This window comes from Nocardia pseudovaccinii NBRC 100343 (genome assembly GCF_001613225.1).
GTDB lineage: Bacteria > Actinomycetota > Actinomycetes > Mycobacteriales > Mycobacteriaceae > Nocardia > Nocardia pseudovaccinii.
Genome location: NZ_BDBY01000087.1, coordinates 1 through 21,664 on the forward strand (window position 1 = coordinate 1; position 21,664 = coordinate 21,664).

The following is a 21,664-nucleotide window of genomic DNA, read 5'->3' on the forward strand; positions in this document are numbered from 1 at the left end:
ACCGCATCGAATGGCACCGCTGCATCTGATGGCGGAGTCGCAGCGGGCAGCGGTGGAGGGGACGCCGCCGCGTCGGCGGGCGGTATCGGAACCGCCGGAGGCTGGGGCGCGGTCATCGGCGCAGGGCTGTTCCTCGGGATGGCCGCGTCGTTCTACACGTTGTATTTCGCGGTAGCGGCCTTTGCGGTCGGGCTGATGGGACTTGTCTCGGCGGGGTTTGCGGTGCGGGCACAGCGGGCGGCGGACCGAGCGCGACGTGGTACCGGCGACGGCGGGTCGGGTTCGGTGTGGCGGGCCGCTGTGCCGCCGCTGGTTCGGCTGGTTGTCATCGCGGCGATCGCGGGTTTGGTGGCGCTGGTCGTATGGCTGCCGTTCGTATGGAAGATGCTCGGTGGGACGATGCCGAGTTCGGGGACGGCGTTCCACTATCTGCCCGAGGGCGGGGCACAGTTGCCGTTGCCGATGGCGGAGTTCTCGCTTTCGGGGGCGTTCTTCCTGCTCGGGACGGCGTGGTTGGTGTTGCGGGCGGCGTCGTCGCGGCGGGCGCAGGCGCTCGGGATCGGCGTGGTGGCCATCTATCTGTGGTGTCTGCTGTCGATGACGGCAACCGCGGCGGGTACCACCCTGCTCTCGTTCCGCTTGACGCCCGTGCTCGAAGTGCTGCTTGCGGCGGCCGGTGCATTCGGGTTCGTCGAAGGCGCGCGGGCGGCATATCAGGCACTCGATGAGCCGGGGCGGTTCAAGTTCGCCGTCGTCGTGGTCGCCATCGTCGGTGCGCTCGCGTTCACCCAGGACATTCCACAGGTGCTGAAGCCGGAGATCACCACGGCATACACAGATACCGACGGCAACGGCGAACGCGCCGACAAGCGCGCACCGGGTGCGGCGTCGTACTATCGCGAGATCGATGCGGCACTGATCGCGCAGACCGGCCGTCCACGCTCGGATTCGGTGGTGCTCACCGCCGACACCAGCTTCCTTTCCTTCTACCCGTACTACGGCTTCCAGGCGCTCACCTCGCACTATGCGAACCCGCTTGCCGATTTCGCGGGCCGCGCCGCCACCATCGAGTCGTGGAGCAAGCTGAACTCCTCCGCCGCCCTGGTCGACGCACTCGGCAAGACCCCGTGGCGCGCACCGGATGCCTTCCTCTTCCGCAGCAGCGGGGACACCTACACCCTGCGCCTGGCCAAGGACGTCTACCCCAACGACCCAAATGTGAAGCGCTACACCGTCAGCTTCCCCAAGGAGCTCTTCGCGGACCCGCACTTCACCACCACCGATATCGGGCCTTTCACCTTGGTCGTCGTCAATCGCTGACACCGCACACCCGGGTCATCAGCGCGGCCGGTGTGCTCGCTCGACGCATGGTTTCGCGAGGACATGGGTAACTCGTGGGGAACTGCTGACCCAGCCGGGCACTGACGGCGGCCACCAACAGCGGCGTCGCGGCACTCGAGTCCGGCCTGAAGGCGCCGGGGAGGCGGTTCACAGGGTATTCGGTTACGGTGGATCGCTGATCTGACCAATAACGGGGAGAAGTTTGTTTTGCAGGTCGAAGCACCACCAGCAGTAGGCGTCGTCACCAAGGGATCGACACCGGCTGGCGGGGCCAGACCCGAGCAGCGCACCGCGAAGCGGAGACGGATCCGGGTCGATCGCAGTGATCTGGTCGCCTCGGTGAGCTATCTCGCATTGGCCGTCACGGTGCTGTCCGGACAGTGGCGCAACACACATAGCGGGTATCTGATCAAAAGCGGTCAGGACCAGACCATGTGGGAGTGGTTCTTCGCGGTCACCGCACATTCGGTGGCGCATCTGGAGAATCCGCTGGGCACCAATCTGCAGAACTTCCCGGCCGGGGTGAACATGATGGCCAATACGGCCATGTTCGGGGTCGGAGTGCCGTTGACGCCGGTCACGCTGCTGTTCGGACCGACCGTCACCTTCGTGCTCGTCCTCACGCTCGGCCTCGCGTCCACCGCCTTCGCCTGGTACTGGCTGTTGTCCCGGGAATTGGTGCAGTCCCGGCTGGCCGCAGCGATCGGCGGACTGTTCTGCGGTTTCGCACCCGCGATGATCTCCCATGCGAATGCGCACCCGAATTTCGTGCTGCTCGCGCTGCTTCCGGTCATCGCGCTGCTGTTGATCCGCATCGCACGACGTGTGTCGGGTGCGGAGACGACCAAGCCACGCAGGCGAGTTCGTGATGCCGTCGCGCTCGGCTTCCTGGTGGCGCTGCAGATCGCACTCGGCGAGGAACCGCTGCTGATCTTCGCACTCGCCTTCGGACTCTTCGGCCTCGTGTACTGCCTGCACACACCGCGCACGGGCTGGCAAGTAGTGCGTGCGCTCGCCCCGACCATCGCATTGGCCGCGGGGATCACCTTGATGCTCACCGAAATTCCGCTGTGGTGGCAATTCTTCGGGCCGCAGAGTTATCGCTCGATCGACCACGGGCCGATGGGCAACGACCTGAAGGCCATCGTGCAGTTCCCCGCCGAATCGCTCGGCGGGATGTTCGCGCCCGGCCAGTACGTTTCCATGAACGACACCGAGCAGAACGCCTATTTCGGCTGGCCACTGCTGCTGTTGCTGCTCGTGACGGTGGCGCTGCTGTGGCGCGACCGGGTGGTCCGGGCGGCGACCGCGGTGATGGTGGTCTTCGGGGTGCTGTCACTCGGTGCGACGGCCATGTTCGGCAAGGTGTCGACCGGGATCGAATTGCCGTGGCGCTGGGCTGAATTGGTCCCGCTGCTCAATACCGTGCTGGAGACTCGGCTGACCATGGCCGCGATTCCGGCCATCGGCGCGGTGCTGGCGTTGGCAACCCAGCAGGCGGTCACCTGGTGGAAGCAGTCGCCGGTCGACTGGCGGCCGCTGGCCTGGTTCCCGGCGCTCGGCTTGGCCTTGGCTCCGCTCATCCCAACCGTCCTTCCGGTGATCGAGCGCGCACCGACTCCGGCGTTCTTCGCCGACGGGACGGTGAAGAAGTACGTGAGCGGCGGCTCGGTTGTCATGGTGCCGCCACCGCGTCCTCCCGACGCGCAGGCATTGCGCTGGCAAGCCGACGCCGACTTCGACTTCCCGCTCGCCGGGGGCTATTTCGTCGGCCCGACCGGCGCGAACAAGAAGGGCATCTACGGACCCGATTTCCGTCCGACCACCGCCCTGCTCGTCGGTGCCCTTGACACCGGGGTGGTACCGCCCATCGACGCCGACACCCGCGCACAAGCACTCGACGACCTGCGCTTCTGGGAGGCCGACGTGGTGGTCCTGCCCGCCACCAAGAACTCCGAGGTGCTGCGCACGACCGTGACGCAACTGCTCGGCGTCGCGCCGCGACAGGTCGACGACGTGTGGCTCTGGGACGTCCGGCCGCTGCGATAGGCGGCGGCGGTGATCTCGGTGGCGAGCCTCACCAATGCGGGTAGCTAGCATGGTGCCTCGTGCGACCGGACCGAACTTCTGCAGCGTTCACCCGAAACCGCCTGATCGCCCTCGTCTCCGGGTTGCTCGGATTCGTGCTGGCACTGTTGACGCCGTTGCTTCCGGTGAAACAGGATCAGGCCGCGCTCGACTGGCCCCAGGCGGGCCGTACCAGCGTCGAGGCGCCCCTGGTTTCGTATGTGCCGCTGCGGTTGGATGCGACGCTGCCGTGTTCGGTGGTGGCCGCGGCCGGGTCGGGCACGGTGCTGTCGACCATTCCGCACGCCTCGGGCCAGGCCAGTGCGAAGGGACTGATCGTCTCGGTCACCGATGGCACGCTCGCGGTGCTGCAGCGTGATGTGCCGCTGCTGTCCGCGCCGGTCACGGAAATCGGCGGGTGCGAGTCCGTCACCATCACCACCACGGCGGCCGCGACCTCGGTCGAATTCGTCGGTGCGAAGCGCCAGGACGGTACGCCGTTCCGCAACACCATCACCCGCGATATCCGCCCGCAGGTGGTCGGTGTCTTCACCGATCTGGATGCCGCGAAGCTCGATGGCGCGAAGCTGCACGCCGATATCGATTCCCGCTTCTCCTCGACGCCGTCCGCGCTGAAGCTCGGCGCCATGATCGCCGCGGCGATCTGCACGATCATCGCGCTGATCGCATTGCACCTGCTCGACAATGCCGATGGCCGACGGGCGCGCCGGTTCCTGCCCGCGCACTGGTGGCGGTTCACCCTGGCCGATGTGGCGGTGCTCGGGCTCCTGGTGCTGTGGCATTTCATCGGCGCGAATACCTCCGACGACGGCTACATCTTGAATATGGCCCGCGTCTCGGAGCATTCGGGATACATGGCCAACTACTACCGCTGGTTCGCGGTGCCCGAAGCGCCGTTCGGCTGGTCCTACGAGGTGCAGGCCTGGATGACCAAGGTCTCCGATGCCAGCCCGTGGATGCGGCTGCCGACGCTGGCCGCCGGAATCGTGTGCTGGATGGTGATCAGCCGAGAGGTGCTGCCGCGCTTGGGCGCTCGAGTGCGCAGGCACAAGGTGGCGCTGTGGACCGCCGGTCTGGTCTTCCTCGCGTTCTGGCTGCCCTACGACAACGGTCTGCGGCCCGAACCGCTGATCGCCGCGGGTGCACTGCTGACCTGGTGCTCGATCGAGCGGGCCATCGCGACCGGACGGCTGCTGCCCGCCGCGGTCGGTGTGCTGATCGCCGCGTTCTCGCTGGCGGCGGGTCCGACAGGACTGATCTGTGTGGCGGCACTGATCGCGGGTTCGCGGCCGGTCCTGCAGATCATTATTCGGCGGGCGCGCGATGCGGCTGGCACATTGCTGGATTCCGCGCCCAGTGCGAAGCAGAGACCAGCGGCAGCTGCCGCAGGATCGGCCGACGAACCCGGCACTGTCGGAAGAGAGCCCGCCTATGCCGCGAATCCTGGTGGGGACCAGGGAAATCCGAGTGCCGAACAGTCAGGGCGACAAACTCGCGTCGATGTGCGTACGGATCGGAGCACCTCGCGCCTGGCCACCTTCTTCCGATATGCCGCGTTGCTGGCACCTGGCCTGGCCGCCGGAACGCTCGTGCTGGTTGTCGTTTTCGCCGATCAGACGCTGGCGACGGTAATGGAGGCGACCCGGGTGCGCACCCTCGTCGGGCCGAATGTGGCCTGGTTCGACGAGCGGACGCGGTGGGATTCGCTGCTGATGCTCTCGCCGGACGGATCGCTGGCGCGGCGCTTCGGTGTGCTGATCATGCTGCTGTGCCTGCTGGTCTGTGTGCTGCAGGTGCTGCGCAAGGGACGGATTCCGGGAACGTCGCGTGGGCCGTCGGTGCGGATTCTCGGCATCGTCTTCGCCTCACTGCTACTGATGATGTTCACGCCGACCAAATGGACCCACCACTTCGGCGTGTACGCCGGGCTGGCCGGGTCGCTTGCTGCGCTGGCAGCGGTAGCGGTGGGCACCAATGGGATTCGCTCGCCACGCAACCGCGCGCTGTTCGCGGCGGCCGTGCTGTTCCTGCTGGCGATCACCTTCACCGGATCCAATGGCTGGTGGTACGTATCCAGTTACGGTGTGCCGTGGTGGGACAAGGCGCCGCTGGTCGCGGGTAAGGGCCTGTCCACGCTGTTCCTCGGGCTCAGCGGGGTGGTGCTGATCGTCGCGGTGTGGCTGCACTATCGCGAGCCGTACCGCGAGAAGACCGATGCGCCACGCCGTTTCGAGCGTTACGCCTCCGCGCCGTTGACGATCGCGGCCGCGCTGCTCGTGCTGTTCGAGGTGGCATCGCTGGCCAAGGCGGCGGTCACGCAGTACCCGGCGTACTCGATCGCCAAGTCGAATCTCGAATCGCTGAGCGGCAATACCTGCGCGCTCGCCAACGAGGTGCTGGTGGAGACCGATACCGCGAATTCGCTGCTGCTCCCCTACACCGGCTCCCCCGCCGACGGATTGTCCGCCGAATCGAAGGGGTTCACGTCCAACGGGGTCGCCTCCGACCTCACCGCCGATGCCGAGGAAACCGTCACCGGCGGTGCGAATTCGGTGAACAAGGATTCGAAGAACAAGACCACCAAAACGACCGGTGCGGGCACCGGCGGCGGCACCACCCAGCAGGCCGGAATCAATGGCAGCACGGTGGCACTGCCGTTCGGCCTGGATCCGGCGCGGACCCCGATCATGGGCAGCTACCAGGACGGGGCCGATCAGCAGCAGGCCAAGCTCACCTCGCAGTGGTACCGCCTCGATCTGACCGACAGCATGCGCGATGACCCCGCCTACCAGGTGCTCGCCATAACCGCGGCGGGCCGGATCCGCTCGATCGATGCCGACGGTGTGCTCACCTACGGGCAGGAGCTGCACTTGGAGTACGGCGTGCGCGGAACGGACGGCGAGGTACAAACGCTCGGCTCGGTCGATCCGCTCGATATCGGGCCCGCACCGTCCTGGCGCAATCTCCGTGTGCCACTGGACAAGTTGCCCGCCGGAGTGAACGCGGTGCGATTGGTCGCGGTCGACAACGACATCACCCAGAAGCAGTGGCTTGCCGTCACCCCGCCCCGGCTGCCGCATCTGGCCACGCTGAATTCCGTTGTCGGCGAAACCGCTCCGGTTCTGCTGGACTGGCACGTCGGCCTGGCCTTCCCCTGCCAGCGCCCGTTCGACCACCACGACGGCGTCGCCGAGGTCCCCAATTGGCGCATCCTGCCCGACCGCGTCGGCTCCGACGCCTCCAATGCCTGGCAGGACGATATCGGCGGCGGCCCCCTCGGCTGGACCGGTCTACTCCTGAAATCCCAAACCATCCCGACCTACCTCACCCACAACTGGACCCGAGACTGGGGCTCCTTGGAGCAATTCACCCCCTACGACCCCACCGCCACCCCCGCAACCATCGCCACCACCGTGAAATCGGTCAACGGCTGGAAGAAGGCCGACCCGATCCGGGCGCGCTAGCCCATTCAGCGCGTGAGCCGACCGCCCTCGGCTCACGCGCACGGTCTGCTCGAACCGCGGTGACTAGCCTGCTGTCAACTCACCGAATGCGATATCGATGGTGATCGGTGTATCCAGCGTCAGTCGGCGGGTATGCAGGCCGACCAAATGGTAGCGGCCTTCAGAGAGTCGGTATTCCTCGATCTGCTCGATGCCGTCACCCGATTCAGTAGGAAATACGATGAGGTACATCGGAATACCCGCAGCAGCATAAGCAGCTTTCTTCTCCACCGTATCGGTGTGGTGTGAACTATCCGGCGAGACGATCTCCACCACCAGTAGAGCGTCATCGGCATAGAGCTTCGCGTCGTCATCCAGACAGCGGTAGACCGTGACGTCCGGTCGGCGCAGACTCAGCGGCACATCGCTGATTCGGACGTCCACGTCGGTCTCGACCATCAAACACGGCTCGGGCTTGCGTCCGGCTTCCATCCGCGCCGCCAGCCGCCGGGCGATCCGGTTGTGCAAGCGGGACGGGCTCTCGCATTTCACGATATGACCGTCGATTACCTCGATGGTTCGGCAGAAGTCTTCGGGCAGCAGCTCATAGTCCCGGCCGGTGATCTGCTCCGGGATCCACCGGTACCAGTCGCTGGGAGCGCCGCTAGTCATGCCGTGAGCCTACCGGGCAGCGCTCACGCCAGCCGATACGTCGCGCATACCCTTCCCGAGTTCATGGGATGAGGACTTCCAGCCCGCGACGGATCGCTCAGTCGACGAGGTCGCTGGGGTCGGTATTGGCTCCACACAGCACGACACCGATCCGTTCACTGTCGCGTGGCTGGGATGCCCGGGTAGCCAGCGCCGCCAAGCCGGTCGCCGAGCCGTGTTCGACGACGAGTCGATGCCGCTCCCACAGCTGCCGTCGCGCCCGTACGATCGCTTCGTCGTCGACGACCACCGAGCGCACGTCCGTGGCCTCGGCCCAGGCCAGCGCGGCAGCGGAAACCCTTGGCGCGCCGAGAGAGTCGGCCGCGATGGAATCCACGTCCACGTCGAGTACCGTTCCGGCAGCCAATGCGGCATTGAGCGCCCGGCTGCCATCGGGTTCCGTGCCGACCACTCGAATGCCGAAATGGTCCGCGACCGCGGCGATTCCGGAGAACATGCCGCCCGCGCCAACCGCGAGGACGATCGTGTCCAACCCAGCTACCGCGTCGACGAATTCGAGCAGGATGGTGCCCGCACCGGCCGAGGTCGGCCCGTGACCTGTATCGGATGCTGGGCAGTCGTGGCGACGAAGCGTCCGCGCTGAACGGCCTCGGCGAGACAGCCTGCACTGCGGGCGATCCTGGCTCGGCCGCCGAAAAACACAGCACCGCACTGGCGTTGGCCGACGAGGCATTGAACCTACCCGAGCGAGCGCGCGCAACGACGGGCTGGCTCGCGCATACCGAGATCTCGGCGATGTCGGTCGAGCACGTGAATACGCCGGTATCGCGATGAGCCTGTATGTGGAGCTCGGCGTCCCGGAGGCCGACGATATGCGCGCTTTCCTGGAAATACTCGCCGATTGAGTGGCACGGGAGTTGGATCGGCGCTCGGCCGGAGATCAAACCCACGCGTGTCCAAGAATCCTCTTCGGCGCGCCGCGCTTGCGGCGGCCGTTGTCGTACGTGCATGCGTTTCGAGGAGATTAAGGAACGAGGACGAGGCGGCCGCGGAGGCCACCGGCCGCGAGGCGCTGGTGTGCGGCGGCTACCGCGTCCAAGGAGTAGGTTTCGGCTACCCGGAGGGTGAGGTGGCCTTTGTCGACCAATGCGACGAGTTCGTCGAGTTGGGAGCGGTCGGCATGGACCAGGACGGTGGTTACTTCAGTGCCGCGCAAGGGGATCGGGGTGGCGTGGACGCTGATGGAGATGAAGCGGCCGCGGGCGCGGACGGCGGCGAGGGTTTCGGGACCGAGGGCCGCGGCGTCGAGGGCAGCGTCCACGCCGCCGGGTACGAGGGCTCGGGCTGCATCCGGAAGGTTCGCTCCGCGGGGGATGAAGTCGGTGGCGCCGAGGGCGCGGACGGTGGGTTCGTCGCCAGGCGAAGCCGAGGCGATTACTCGAACGCCTCGGGCGGCAGCCAGTTCGACGGCGAAGCCGCCTACCGCACCTGCGGCTCCGGTGATGAGGAGCGAATCGGCGGCTGTCAGGTCGAGGGCGGCTAGGGCCTGGACGGCGGTGAGACCGTTGAGCGGGATAGTGGCCGCGGCGGTTGCCGGTACGGAAGTCGGTGCGGGGGCCACGTTTTGGGCTTCGAGGACGACATAATCGGCTTGCGCTGCCAACGAGACGTCGAGACGGTCGCTGATGCCGATCACTTGCTGACCCACCGTGAAATCGACACCGGCACCGACAGTATCGACGATACCGGCGACATCCCACCCGATCCCCCACTGATCGCGCGGCGCGGCAAAAGGGGTACCGCCGACGCCGTTGCGGACCATGAGATCCACCGGATTGACCGTTGCCGCTGCCACCTTCACCCGAACTGCACCGGGCCCCGGCTCGGGCGTCGGCACCTCGATGATCTCCGCGACGGCCTCCGGACCGGGTCGACGGACTACTACTGCACGCATGGGGTTCCCTATCGCTTGTCGGGTTACGTCGACAAACCTAGAGCGAGTTACTATCCATAAGGTAGTAGTTACCCATGAGTGCGTAACAGGCAGCAGGGGAAGCAGATGACGACAACAACCGCGGCACAACGCCGTAACCTGGCAAAACAGAAATACGACGCCTATGTGGCCGAATGTCCCACGCGTCAACTGCTGGACCGCATCAGCGACAAGTGGGTCAGCCTGATACTCAACGCCCTCGCCGACGGCCCGCTGCGCTACACCGAGATCAACCGCGTCATCTCCGGCGTCAGCCCCAAAATGCTCACCCAAACCCTGCGGACCTTGGAGCGCGACGGCCTACTGGAGCGGCGGATCACCGCCGAGATGCCGGTCCGCGTCGACTACGAACTCACCGCACTCGGCCACAGCCTGCGGCCTGTGATGTGCGCCATAAAAACGTGGGCCGAGGAGCGCATGGATGAAGTGCTCGCGGCCCGCGCACGTTACGACGGTGAACCAGCGTGACCATGTCGTAAATGTTGGCCGCGAAAGCCTTCCCACACGTGAAGCTGGCCTTAACCTTTTATTCATGACCGCGGCCTTCGATGATATGGATCTGCGCGACCTCGTCGGACTGCTCACCGAAGATGAACAACGGGAGCTTCGACCGGCGCTGCTGCGCGTGTTATCCCGCCAGACCCCGCAGGAGCTACTCCGTCGTGAACTGGGCCTTCGTATGACGAAGGTCTGACCCCGCCGGATTACCGAACACCATCCACCAGGCCGTTGCGTCGGACAGTACAGCCGACGCCGCGGCCTTTCGTCGTTGCGGACGCTGTCGGCCTGAGCGCCCGAGGCTGTGGACCCCTCGGAACCGGGGACGAGTGGGCGCTGAGTACATCTCGGTCCCCGAAACGAGAACAGGCCCGCCGAATTCGACGGGCCTGCCTTCATTCACGACCTAGAACACGCGCAGTTGTCCGGGCGACCAAAGCCCCGAACGGCTGGCCGTACCCGTATCCAACTTGGCTGGAACCGCATTCGGGTAGTACTGGTCGTACCGCTCCAGCGAACCCCAGTCCCGCGCCCAGTCGTTCTTCAGATACGTCGGAACGGTGCTCGACTTCGCCAGCATCTGGCTGAAGCCGAGGAGCCCGCCGAATTCCTCGGCCTGCCAGGTATTCGTCGAGCTGATGGCCAGTGGCCGGTCCGGCAGGATCCGGTACCCGGGCACCTCGGCCACGCCGTTCTTGTGGTCCAGCGGCCGCTGGCACGGGAACTGCAGCCCGACCGCCCAGTCCAGCAGCACCGGCTGTTCGGAGCCGATGAAGCTGTTGAGCGTGGCCAACTTCGGCATCCGTGGCGGAGTGAACGCCAGCCACTGGTCGCCGATCAGGATCGGGTCGTTGGCGACAATGCGCACCGCATCGGCATCGGGCGCGATCTCGTCGAGCGGAATGCGCAGATTGCGCCACGACGGGAACGGACCGATATCGCGCGGCAGGTAGGTGCCGAGCATCTGCACGCTGCCGTCGGGCAGGTGCTTGCCGTAGTCGACGGTCAGCGACTGGCCGTACCGGGTGTCGCCGGTGTCGTCGATGGACAGGATGCGACCCGCGGCCGAAATGACCACCAGCGGACGATCATCCGAGCGCGGCGCGAGCTGGTACCAGCTGGAGACCAGATGCGCGGGCTGCTGCACGCCCGGCTGGTAGCTGCCCATTACCGGCGTGGTGGCCGGGTCGAGGCCGAAGGGCAGGGTGGCCCGGCTGCCGTTGACACCGGTCGCGCCGAAACCACCGTCGGTGCCCGCGTTCTGCCCGTCCGCACCGACCGGGCCGACCGACTGGGTGGAGGTATTACCGGTGCCCGGCTTCACCTCGATAGTGTCGGCGCTGAGCTTCTCGGGCACACCGTTCGGATCGAAGCCGACCGGATCGGCGCCTGCCAGCGGATCACCGTTCTTCGGCGGATTTGCCGGATCGACGATCGGCGTGAGCATGCCGTTGCCCTTGTTCACATCCGGTTCCACCAGCACGTCATTGGCGAGGCCGCACGAATTGCCCTGCACCGCATCGAAATTCGAGCGTGCGAGCGAATAGGCCGGGTACTGCGCGACCGCGCCCTTGACCAGCGAGAACACCTCTAGTAGCACCATCAGCGCGGCGACGACGGTCAGCGGGATGGCAGCGAACTTGCGAATCCGCTTGCCGCGCACCGACTTCGCCGACGGCTGCGGCTTGGTGTAGTCCTCGCGCAGCGCCGACCAGCCGACCAGCGCCAGCGCCAGCCCGAACAGCACCAGCATCAGCGTGTTCGACTGGTAACCGTGCAGCGAGATCCGCTTGTCGAACCACGGCACACCGAAGCTGGACACGTACCAGTAGCCGTTGATACCCGAGAACGCGACCGCAAGCACGAACAGCAATCCGGCGAGGAAGATCGCTCGATTCTTCCTGGCCCGCAACGCACTTGCCGAAACCGCCACCGCGGTGACCGCGGCCAGTGATCCGGCGATGCCCGCGTACGCGCCGAAGTGGTGGGTCCACTTCGTCGGGTTGAACATCATGAAGAAGATGGTTCCGAAGACCACGCCCATCAGCCGCCAGGTCGGACCGCTCGCGATGCCGGGAACCTGCCTGCGCCGCAACAGCACCAGCATGGTGGTGAACAGGCACAGCAGCATGATCAGGAAGGCGAAGCGGCGCGACAGCGATCCGTCGACGGTCTCCACGAACAGGTAGTAGTAGCGCAGGTAGTCCTCGTACCAGGCCAGGTTCGGGCCGGTTACCTGCCGCACCCGGTTGGCCTCCTGGATACCGGCGAAGGTCTGGTCGGTGTAGACGACGATCAGCACCAGCAGACCCGCCGCCGCGATCGGAGCCAGCAGCGGCAGCGTCGAACCCCACTTGCCCACACCCTGCGCCGCGAATTGCCGATGCCGCCGCACCACGATCCGCACCAGCGGCCGGATACCGGCGAGCAGCGCCGCCACACACATCAGACCGGTCGGCGCCGCGGCCAGGGTGAACGCGGCAACCAGAATCGCCACCGCGGCCGGAAGCAGTCGACCCGTCGCAATGGCCCGCTCGATCGAAACCCAGGTCAGCAGCGCGCCGAGCGCGACGATCGGCTCCGAGCGCAGACCGTTGTCGAACGGCAGCCAGAACGCCAGGAAGACCAGCCCACCGGTCCACAGCGCCACCTTGCTGTTGCGCACCCCGCGCCCGAGCCGGGGCACCACCTCGCGGCTGATCACCATCCAACAGAGAATCGCGCAGAACAGCGCGGGCAGCCGGACCCACGGGCTCGCGGTGGAGATCTCCGAGAAGGCCTGGATGACGTAGTAGTACCAGCCGAACGGCGCCTCCGGCACGCCGTACCAGCGGAAGTAGTTGGCCATATAGCCCGCGTGCGGCGCCACCCGCACCATGCTCAGGATGTAGCCGTCGTCGGAGGTGTTGGCGCCGACGAAATGCCACAGCAGCAGCGTGCCGACGACCGCGCCGTCCGCCAAGTTCGGCTTCAGCCAGTTGGCGGGCAGGATCCGGCGGTGCCCGCGCCCGTCACTGCCGTCGAGCCGAGCCAGTGCGCCGAGCGCGATCAGCGTGCACAGCACCGCCGCGATCATCGCGATCAACTTGACCGGGGTCGGGCTGGACGAGAACCGGGTGTCCACCGTCATATGGAACGAAAGGCCGGTGGGCACCGCGCCCTTCAGATCGGTGAACACGCCGACCACCTGCGGCCGCAGATCACCGTTCAGCTGCCCCTCGACCGGAACCTCGACCTTCTGCGTCGTCCCGGGCGCCGCGCCCTCGACCGGCCGCTCGATCGTCGTGGTCACACCGTCGAACGACGCCCTGGTCCGATTGATGTCGGAGCTGATAGTGATCGACGTGCACGCGCCCAGCTGCGCACGCTCGGCCGAGGCGACCACGGCATTGCGGTCTACCACGTCCACCGTGGTGTCCGAGACCCGCACGAACATCGCCTCGAGCGAAGCCCGATCGCCCTGTGGCGGCGCGGTAGCCAGCAGCATCCCGCCGTAACTCGGCAGCTGATCGATTGCCGGACACGGAATGCGCGCGTCGAGTTCGATCGGCACCTGCGACATGAGCGGCGCCTGCACGCTGTTGAGCGCACCGTCCTGCGGCCAGTTCAGCGTCGCGGTGGTCTGGCTGACCGGTAAGAACGGAGCTGCCAGCGCGAACAGCGCGCCGAGCACACCGGCGACCAGCGCGATGAGGCGCGCGGTTCGGAAATCGCTCGGTGCGACTTCGGGCGCGGCGGGCGGTTTTGTCAAGACAGCGGTAGCGGCGTCGGGCACGGTTGGCAATGCTAGCTGTGTTGGATTTGCCGCGCCTGCGGCACGGCGTGTTCGCGGCCCCCTCGTGGGTTGCGTCCGAGCGGCCGAGACTCGCGACTGCGTCGCATGCGCTTCGGCCACTCGGACGCAAGCCGGGCCGCGAACGACGCATGCTCGATCTCGCTTCGCTCGAAAACCTGAGCTGAGCCGCGTGGTCGGCAATGCCGATATGTGCGGCCACAGCGAACTGGAGGCTGCACAAGTGCGCATACGGGTGCGGCTACAGCGCTGGCGACCTTCACGGTCAGCAAAGTCGACCCGAACTGCTGACCGGTTGCCATAGGGATGGAAAGGTGGGCTTTATGACAAAGGTGAATCTCGAAACCAACTACGGACCGATCGTGCTGGAGCTCGACGACGCGAAGGCCCCGAACACCGTCGCGAACTTCGTGAATTACGTGAACGCCGGCCACTACAACGGCACCATCTTCCACCGCGTCATTCCGGGTTTCATGATCCAGGGCGGTGGCTTCACGCCCGAGATGCAGCAGAAGGGCACGCAGGCCCCGATTCAGAACGAAGCGAACAACGGCCTGAAGAACGACAAGTACACCGTTGCGATGGCCCGCACCAACGACCCGCATTCGGCCACCGCGCAGTTCTTCATCAACATCTCCGACAACGGCTTCCTGAACCACACCGCGCCGAACCCGCAGGGCTGGGGCTACGCGGTCTTCGGCAAGGTCGCCGAGGGCTCCGAGGTGGTCGACAAGATCGCCGCGGTATCCACCGGTTCGTCGGGCATGCACCAGGATGTGCCGCAGGACGACGTCATCATCGAGTCGGCGACCATCGCCTGACGTCCGCTGCCTCGAAGAGCATCGGGCCGTATCCCCGCCGGGGATGCGGCCCGATCCCGTCAGAGCGGCAGGAGGTGGTGTTTGCGTGGGTTGCGGACGAGGGCCTTATCGCGCAGGAGGTGGAGGGCGCGACGCAGTTCCAGGCGGGTGGTCGACGGTTCGATGACGGCGTCGATATAGCCGCGCTCGGCGGCGACCCACGGGGTCGCCACGGTCGCGTTATAGAAATCGATCATCTGCTGACGCACCGCGGCGCGCTGATCCTCCGGCGCCGCGTCGATCTGCCTGCGGCCGATCAGGCTGACCGCGCTCTCCGCGCCCATGACCGCGATCCGCGCGGTCGGCCAGGCCAGATTCACATCCGCGCCGAGCTGTTTCGAACCCATCACCGCATATCCGCCGCCATAGGACTTGCGGATAACCACGGTCACCTTCGGCACGGTGGCCTCGACGTAGGAGAACAGGAAGCGGCCGCCGCGCTTGATGACGCCGATCTTCTCCTGTTCCACACCGGGTAGGAATCCCGGTGTGTCCACAACGAATACGAGCGGAATCTCGAACGCGTCGCACATCCGGACGAAGTGCGCGGCCTTATCCGAGGCCCTGGCATCGAGCGCACCGGCGGACACCATCGGCTGATTCGCGACCACACCGACGCTGCGGCCGTCCACCCGCGCGAATCCGGTGATGATATTGCGCCCCGCCGAGGCGCCGATCTCGTGGAAATCACCGTCATCGAATATGCGCAACAGGATGTCGTGCATGTCGTACCCGGCGTTATCCGAGTCCGGGACAATCGAATTCAGCTCCAGATCCGATTCGGTGATCTCCGGCTCCAGCCCCGGATTCACGATCGGCGGCTGTTCCTGGCAGCTCGTCGGCAGGAAGCCCAGATACGCGCGCACCCATTCGAACGCGGACTGCTCGTCATCGGCGACGTGATGGATATTGCCGTACTGCGCTTGGCTATCGGCGCCGCCGAGTTCCTCGAGGCTGACGTCCTCGCCGGTGACCTCCCGGATCACGCCGGGCCCGGTGACGAACATGTAGGCCTCGTGGGTGGCCACCACCACGTCGGTATTGATCGGGGCGTACACCGCCCCGCCCGCGCACTTGCCGAGAATCATCGAAACCTGCGGCACCATGCCCGATAGCGGCTCGGCGCGGTTACCCAGCTCGGCGTACCAGGCCAGTGAGGTCACCGCCTCCTGCACCCGGGCGCCGCCGGAGTCGTTGATGCCGACCACCGGGCAGCCGACCTTGGTCGCGAACTCCAGGACAGCGGCGACCTTGCGGCCGAACATCTCCCCGACCGAACCGCCGTAGACGGTCTGGTCGTGCGAGAAAACCGCCACCGGCCTGCCCTCGACCAGGCCGTGCCCGGTGACCACACCGTCGCCGTACAGTGCCGATGGATCACCCGGCTTGCGCACCAGCGCACCGATTTCCACGAAGGTACCCGGATCGAGCAGCATATTGATCCGGTCGCGAGCGCTCGGAATTCCCTTTGCAGCCCGCTTCGCCACCCCCGCTTCGCCCGCCGGTTCCTGCGCTAATTCCAGTCTCTTTCGCAGGTCGGCAAGTTTCTCGGCAGTAGTGCTCACTTGGCCCCTCTCATCAGGTGCACCCCTACGGGGCAAAAACGGCAAGCTTCGCGGTGAGGTCGGCTCCGATCTTTCCGATCCGCGGCTCGTCAACGATCTGGAGGTGGTCACCCGGAATATGTATAACCTCGAGGTTCGGAATGTATTCATCCCAACCGCCATTGGGTCGCCGATCCGCGAAACGCGGCTCCAGCTCGATCGCACCGTCGTGGTAGCGATCGGCGAGATAGAGCACGACGTCGCCCTCGTAGCGGGTGGGCCGCAGCTTCTGCAACGCGCGATTCTCGATCCACGAGGTGCGCTGATGTTCGAGCACACCGCCCGGAATCTTGGTTCCACTGATCTTGACGAGATCGCTGATCATCTTGAACTGATCTTCGTCATCGGCCAGCGCCAGTTCTTCCAACTGCTCCTGCGGCAGTTCGCCTTCGACCCCATAGGTCTTCTTGGCGAACGCCTGGTAGCGCTGGATACGGCGAATCCGTTCCGCCGGGCTGTTGTCCTCCGACTCGGTCGGGATGGCCAGGTCGATCAGGCCGACCATGCGAACGTCGGCACCCTCGGCACGAAGGAGATGCGCGACCGCCAAGGCGAGCACCGCGCCGAGCGACCAGCCGTACAGCACGTACGGGCCGTCACCCTGGATCCGGCGCAACTGCGGCACGTACTGCTTGGCACGTTCCTCGATCTCGCCGTCGGCACGCTCGATGCCATACATCGGGGTGTCGGCGGGCAGTCGCTTCAGCAGCGGTTCGTACACCAACGTGTTGCCACCCGCAGGGTGAAAGACGAAGACCGGCACCGCATTCGAGCCCTCGGCGCGCGGGCGCAGCGTGCGAACGAACCCGTCCACATCGGCACCGCTGTCCTGCAGATTGCGCACGATATCGGAGAGCTGCTCGATGGTCTCGCAGTCGAGCACGTCGTCGACGGTGACCTCCGCCTTGATCCGCTCGGTGAGTCGGGCCGCCAACTTCTCGGCGACCTCTTCCTCCAGGATCGGCAGGGTGTTGAAAATGCCACCCGCCGACTTACCGGTGACGATCGCCCAGGTGGCGAAGGTCAACCGCTCGGCGGCATCACGCGGCGGCACATCGTCCTCATCGGCACCGGCGGGCTGACCACCGAAGATCGCAGCGGCAGCCACGGCCTCGGCCCCGCCCACCGCGGTGCTGTCCTCGGTATCCAGAGCGCGTTCGACCGCGGCTTCGTCGGCCTCGGCCGCAGCGGCCTGCTCGGAACTGGCCGGGGCAGGCGCGGCGGTACCAGCGACAGCACCGGTGATACCGGCGGCCGTCTCCGCCGCTGCGACGATCTTCTCAGCCTCCGCCTCCACCGAGGTGTTCTCGGCATCCAGCGAAACCTCTGCACCGGCAGCGGCATTCGCCACAACGGCCGCCGGGTCCTCACCCGCCGCGACCGCAGCGCGCGCCGCGGCGATGAATCCGCCGTCGACCGCGAGCTCCGCACCGGCCGCCTGCTTATCGGCGATCGCCTGCACCTCGTCGCGGTGCTCGATGGCATAGTGCAGCACCTTGCCGACCTCGTTCAGGTTGGCATCGCGCACGGCCTGGATCTGCAGCTGCGGAATATCGAATTCGTATTCCACCCGGTTCTTGATGCGCATGGCCATGAGCGAATCGAGGCCGAGCTCCATCAGCGGGATCTCCATCGGCAGATCCTCGACCGCATAACCCATGGACTCGGCGACGATCAGTGCCAGCCGCTCCTCCAGGGTCTGGGTGCCCGCCGGATCCCAACGCTCACCGAAGGTTTCGACGACCTCCAGATCGGCATCGCCGGTGGTCGCGACCTCGGTTCCCGGAACCGCAGCGGCGACAACGGGTTCGGGCAGCGGCGCACCCGAGACGACGACCGCCTCGAACAGCAGCTGGAAGCTCGCCCCCGCGCGCGCATGCACCTGCGCCGACGCACCACCCAGGTGCGGGATCAACGTGGTGGTCAGCGTTCCGGTGGTCGGCAGCACCGCGTGCGGGACCGACGCGCCCAACGAGACCTCGCTGAGTACCTGTGCCGCAGCGGTTTTCACCAGCACGGCGAGATCGGTGACGGCCGAGGCCTGCACCTCCCACACGTGCCTGCCGTCCGGCAGCGCGACACGCGCACCCGGCACGCGGGCATTGCCGCTGCCGCTCGCCATCTTCGCCTTCGGCCAGTACTGCTTGCGCAGGAATGCGGTGCGCGGAATGTCGGCGTAGCCGCCCGCGGGCAGCAGCGACGGCAGATCGACGCGATGTCCGTGCACATAAAGCTGGGCCAGCGCGGAGATTACGCCCGCCGACTCGTCTTCCTTGCGCTTGAGCGTCGGGATCAGCTGCGCATCGTGCACACCGGCGGCGAAGGTCGTGCCCAGAACCTGCATCAGCGCAACGGAATTCGGCGCCAACTCCAGGAAGGTGGTGTGGCCGGTATCCACCGCGAGCTTCACCGCATTGGTGAAGTACACCGAGTGGCGCATGTTCTTGACCCAGTAGGCCTCGTCGTGCACCGGATCACTGCCGGGCCGGTAAAACTCTTCCTTGTTGACGGTCGAATACAGGCCCGCCGTCAACTTGGTCGGCTCGATACCGGCCAGTTCCGCCGCCAGCTCGCCGAGCAGCGGATCCATCTGCGAAGTGTGCCCGGCGCCGCGGGTCGCCAGCACGCGGGCGAATTTGCCCGCCTGCTCGACCTTGGCCACGATTGCCGCGACCTGGTCCTGCGGACCACCGATCACGGTATTGGTCGGCGCCGCGTACACCGCGCATTCGACATCCGGGTAGTCGACCAGCATCGACTCGACATCGGCGGCACTCAGCTCGACCAGCGCCATATTGCGCACATCGTCATCGGTGATCATCGCCTCGCCCTCGCCCATCAGGCGCGAGCGGGCGCAGATCACGCGCACCGCATCCTCGAGCACGAGACCACCGGAAATGTAGGCCCCGGCCACCTCACCCATCGAATGACCGACCACCGCATCGGGTTGCGCGCCGTGCGCGCGCAGCAGTGCGGCCAGACCGACCTGAATGGTGAAGATGCCGACCTGCGAGGTACCGACGTTGTAATCCTGAGCGTCGTCCAGGATCATCTCGCGCACCGAATACCCGGCCTCGTCCTGCACCAGCTCGTCGACCTCGTCGACGGCCTTGCGGAAGATCGAATTCTCCAGGTAGAGCTGCTTACCCATCTTGCGGTGCTGCGCGCCGAATCCGGCGAGCACCCAGACCGGGCCGTTGGCGGCGGGGGCGTCCGCGGTGAACACACCGGGCCCCGGCTTACCCGCCGCGATGGCGCGCAGACCGGCGACGGCCTCTTCGTGCGTCTTGGCCAGCACCACGCCGCGCGAACGCGCGTGACTGCGCTTGGCCGTGGAGCGGGCCACGTCCGCAAGCGGAACATCGCGGCCCGCATCGGATTCCAGCCAGTCGGCCAGATCAGTGGCGGCCCGTCGACGCCGCGACGGCAGGTAGGCCGAAACGGCGATGATCACCGGCAGCGGCTCATCCCGCTCGGTGGACCATTCCGCCTCGGGCACAACGGCTTCCGCGGCCTCGACGATCTCGGTGGCTTCCTCGATCACGTCGGTCGACTCTTCGTCGACATCCGCGGCCACCGGCTCGGCAACTACCGGCGTCGCGGCGGGCACATATTCCTGCAGGACGAGGTGCGCGTTGGTACCACCGAAACCGAAGCCGGAAACGCCGACCGTCGCGGTGCCGCTGTAGCGCGGGAACTCCGTCGGCTCGGCGACAACCCGCAGATGCGCCTGGTCGAACGGGATATACGGATTCGGGCCCGCGAAATTGATGCTCGGCGGCAGCACATTGTGCTGGAACGCCATGATCACCTTGGTCAGGCTGGCGGCACCCGCGCCGGACTCCAGGTGGCCGAAGTTGGACTTGGCCGAACCGAGCAGCGCGGGCTTATCGTCCGCACGTCCGCGGCCGACCACCCGGCCGAGTGCATCGGCCTCGATCGGATCACCCAGCAGGGTGCCGGTGCCGTGCGCCTCGATGTAGTCCACCGTCGAGGGGGCTATACCCGCATCGCGGTAGGCCCGGCGCAGCACCTCGGCCTGCGCATCCGGGTTCGGCGCGAGCAGACCGTTGGATCGGCCGTCGTTGTTGACCGCGGAACCCTTGATCACCGCGTAGATCTTGTCGCCGTCACGCTCGGCGTCGGCGAGCCGCTTGAGCACGACCAGACCGCCGCCCTCGGAGCGGACCATACCGTCGGCATCGGAGGAGAACGCCTTGATCCGACCGTTCTTGGCGACGGCGCCATTGCGGTCGAAGCCGAGCGTCGCCATCGGCGAGAGCAGCATGTTCACGCCACCGGCCAGCGCCAGATTCGAATCGCCGTCGCGCAGCGAGCGCACCGCCTGGTGCACCGCGACCATGGTGGACGAGCAGGCGGTATCGATCGCGACCGAGGGGCCGCGGAAGTCGAAGAAGTAGGACACCCGATTGGGGATGATGCTGGAGACGCTGCCCATGATGGCGTAAGCCTGAGCCGAGGCAGGCACGTCCGGATCCGGATCACCGAGGCCGAGCGCGGCGATCAGCTGGAATTCATTGCTGGACGAGCCGATGAAGACACCGACCGGTTCACCCTTGAGCTCACTGGCCGGAATTCGGGCGTGCTCCAACGCTTCCCAGGTCAGCTCCATCGCCAGGCGCTGCTGCGGGTCGACCCGCTCGACCTCGACCGGCGACATCGCGAAGAACTCCGCGTCGAAGCCCTTGACGACCTCCTGATCGAGGTAGCCACCCAGCGTATTACCCTCGGCGACCGCCTCTGCGACCGCGGGTTCGCTGGTGAACTCGTCCCACCGGCCCTCGGGACGCTCCCGGATCGCGTCACCGCGGTTGATCAGGAATTCCCAGGTCGACTCGGGGGTATCGCCCGCGCCAGGCAGCCGGGTGGACAGGCCGACGATCGCGATATCGTGCGCCTCGCCCGGCTGATAACCGGCGGTGTAGAACGAATCGTCGGCGGATTCCTGCGGCAACTCCGGCTCACCGTTGACCACGACCTCGGCCAGCGACGCGATGGTCGGATGCTGATAGACGATCGTCGCCGTCAGCACCACACCGGTCAGCTCTTCGATATCACCGCCGAGTGCGATGGCATCGCGTGAGGCCAGTCCGAACTCCTCCATCGGCCGATCCACCGTGATCTGCTCGATCGATTGACCGGTCGCGTCGGCGACCCAGCGTCGCAGCCACTCCCGCAGCTCCGCGACGGAAATATCGGTCCGCGGGGCGGATTGCGAAACGTCCCCGGCGCCAGTGGGATCGATCGCGTCCGCATCGGCGAGCACGATCTCGGTCGTCTGGTCGGGCGTGCCCTCGTTGTCAGCCATCAGTTCCTCAAGCTACCTGTCTGCGTACCGGGCGCGCCGCGAA

The 21,664-nt window shown here is 66.4% G+C and carries 13 protein-coding genes; 7 read left to right on the forward strand and 6 right to left on the reverse strand.

The window, feature by feature from the left end:
* The 3 genes from NP3_RS09580 to NP3_RS09590 form a co-directional block, all read left to right on the forward strand.
* Window positions 1-1,320 (forward strand): arabinofuranosyltransferase (locus NP3_RS09580; protein ID WP_169814468.1); only part of this gene is annotated, 1,320 nt, incomplete at its 5' end.
* Window positions 1,321-1,548: 228 nt separating this feature from the next.
* A complete protein-coding gene (locus NP3_RS09585) occupies window positions 1,549-3,390 on the forward strand; it encodes a glycosyltransferase family protein (protein WP_063039826.1) in 1,842 nt (613 codons plus the stop codon).
* Between the two features lie 59 nt (window positions 3,391-3,449).
* Window positions 3,450-6,893 carry an arabinosyltransferase domain-containing protein gene (locus tag NP3_RS09590; protein ID WP_063039828.1) on the forward strand — a complete coding sequence of 1,148 codons (3,444 nt, stop codon included), beginning with the start codon at window positions 3,450-3,452 and terminating at the stop codon, window positions 6,891-6,893.
* Window positions 6,894-6,956: 63 nt separating this feature from the next.
* Here the strand turns inward: NP3_RS09590 and NP3_RS09595 are convergent, their stop codons facing one another.
* Entirely contained in the window at window positions 6,957-7,544 is a 588-nt protein-coding gene (locus tag NP3_RS09595) for a Uma2 family endonuclease (RefSeq protein ID WP_063039830.1), read from the reverse strand.
* A gap of 97 nt (window positions 7,545-7,641) precedes the next feature.
* The gene (locus tag NP3_RS09600; protein WP_245720869.1) at window positions 7,642-8,256 is read right to left on the reverse strand and encodes a pyridoxal-phosphate dependent enzyme; all 615 of its coding nucleotides are present in this window, start codon (window positions 8,254-8,256) and stop codon (window positions 7,642-7,644) included.
* Here NP3_RS09600 and NP3_RS50325 point away from each other — a divergent pair.
* A complete protein-coding gene (locus NP3_RS50325) occupies window positions 8,151-8,378 on the forward strand; it encodes a hypothetical protein (protein ID WP_063039834.1) in 228 nt (75 codons plus the stop codon). The two genes, NP3_RS09600 and NP3_RS50325, sit on opposite strands and share 106 nt — an antisense overlap.
* 190 nt (window positions 8,379-8,568) lie before the next feature.
* On the opposite strand, the gene NP3_RS09610 is transcribed toward NP3_RS50325, so the two are convergent.
* On the reverse strand, window positions 8,569-9,498 hold the full coding sequence (locus NP3_RS09610) for an NADP-dependent oxidoreductase (RefSeq protein WP_063039836.1): 930 nt from the start codon (window positions 9,496-9,498) through the stop codon (window positions 8,569-8,571).
* 105 nt (window positions 9,499-9,603) lie between these two features.
* On the opposite strand from NP3_RS09610, the gene NP3_RS09615 reads away from it, so the two are divergent.
* Window positions 9,604-10,005 carry a winged helix-turn-helix transcriptional regulator gene (locus tag NP3_RS09615; RefSeq protein ID WP_063039838.1) on the forward strand — a complete coding sequence of 134 codons (402 nt, stop codon included), beginning with the start codon at window positions 9,604-9,606 and terminating at the stop codon, window positions 10,003-10,005.
* Between the two features lie 64 nt (window positions 10,006-10,069).
* The gene (locus NP3_RS49000; protein WP_169814469.1) at window positions 10,070-10,231 is read left to right on the forward strand and encodes a hypothetical protein; all 162 of its coding nucleotides are present in this window, start codon (window positions 10,070-10,072) and stop codon (window positions 10,229-10,231) included.
* A 210-nt stretch (window positions 10,232-10,441) separates the two neighbouring features.
* On the opposite strand, the gene NP3_RS09620 is transcribed toward NP3_RS49000, so the two are convergent.
* Window positions 10,442-13,810, reverse strand: coding sequence for an arabinosyltransferase domain-containing protein (locus tag NP3_RS09620; RefSeq protein WP_063039840.1), 3,369 nt, complete (start codon window positions 13,808-13,810; stop codon window positions 10,442-10,444).
* 341 nt (window positions 13,811-14,151) lie between these two features.
* Here NP3_RS09620 and NP3_RS09625 point away from each other — a divergent pair, with 341 nt between their 5' ends.
* Window positions 14,152-14,649 carry a peptidylprolyl isomerase gene (locus NP3_RS09625; protein ID WP_063039842.1) on the forward strand — a complete coding sequence of 166 codons (498 nt, stop codon included), beginning with the start codon at window positions 14,152-14,154 and terminating at the stop codon, window positions 14,647-14,649.
* 59 nt (window positions 14,650-14,708) lie between these two features.
* Here NP3_RS09625 and NP3_RS09630 read toward each other — a convergent pair whose 3' ends face one another.
* Window positions 14,709-16,253 carry an acyl-CoA carboxylase subunit beta gene (locus NP3_RS09630; protein WP_063039844.1) on the reverse strand — a complete coding sequence of 515 codons (1,545 nt, stop codon included), beginning with the start codon at window positions 16,251-16,253 and terminating at the stop codon, window positions 14,709-14,711.
* A 25-nt stretch (window positions 16,254-16,278) separates the two neighbouring features.
* A complete protein-coding gene (gene pks13, locus NP3_RS09635) occupies window positions 16,279-21,621 on the reverse strand; it encodes a polyketide synthase Pks13 (protein WP_084508380.1) in 5,343 nt (1,780 codons plus the stop codon).
* Between the last annotated feature and the right edge of the window lie 43 nt (window positions 21,622-21,664).

Coding starts and splice junctions, on each gene's coding strand:
- NP3_RS09595 (WP_063039830.1), bottom strand. CDS start 7,544: ATGACTAGCGGCGCTCCCAGCGACTGGTACCGGTGGATCCCGGAGCAG.
- NP3_RS50325 (WP_063039834.1), top strand. CDS start 8,151: ATGCTGGGCAGTCGTGGCGACGAAGCGTCCGCGCTGAACGGCCTCGGC.
- NP3_RS09610 (WP_063039836.1), bottom strand. CDS start 9,498: ATGCGTGCAGTAGTAGTCCGTCGACCCGGTCCGGAGGCCGTCGCGGAG.
- NP3_RS09615 (WP_063039838.1), top strand. CDS start 9,604: ATGACGACAACAACCGCGGCACAACGCCGTAACCTGGCAAAACAGAAA.
- NP3_RS49000 (WP_169814469.1), top strand. CDS start 10,070: ATGACCGCGGCCTTCGATGATATGGATCTGCGCGACCTCGTCGGACTG.
- NP3_RS09625 (WP_063039842.1), top strand. CDS start 14,152: ATGACAAAGGTGAATCTCGAAACCAACTACGGACCGATCGTGCTGGAG.
- pks13 (WP_084508380.1), bottom strand. CDS start 21,621: ATGGCTGACAACGAGGGCACGCCCGACCAGACGACCGAGATCGTGCTC.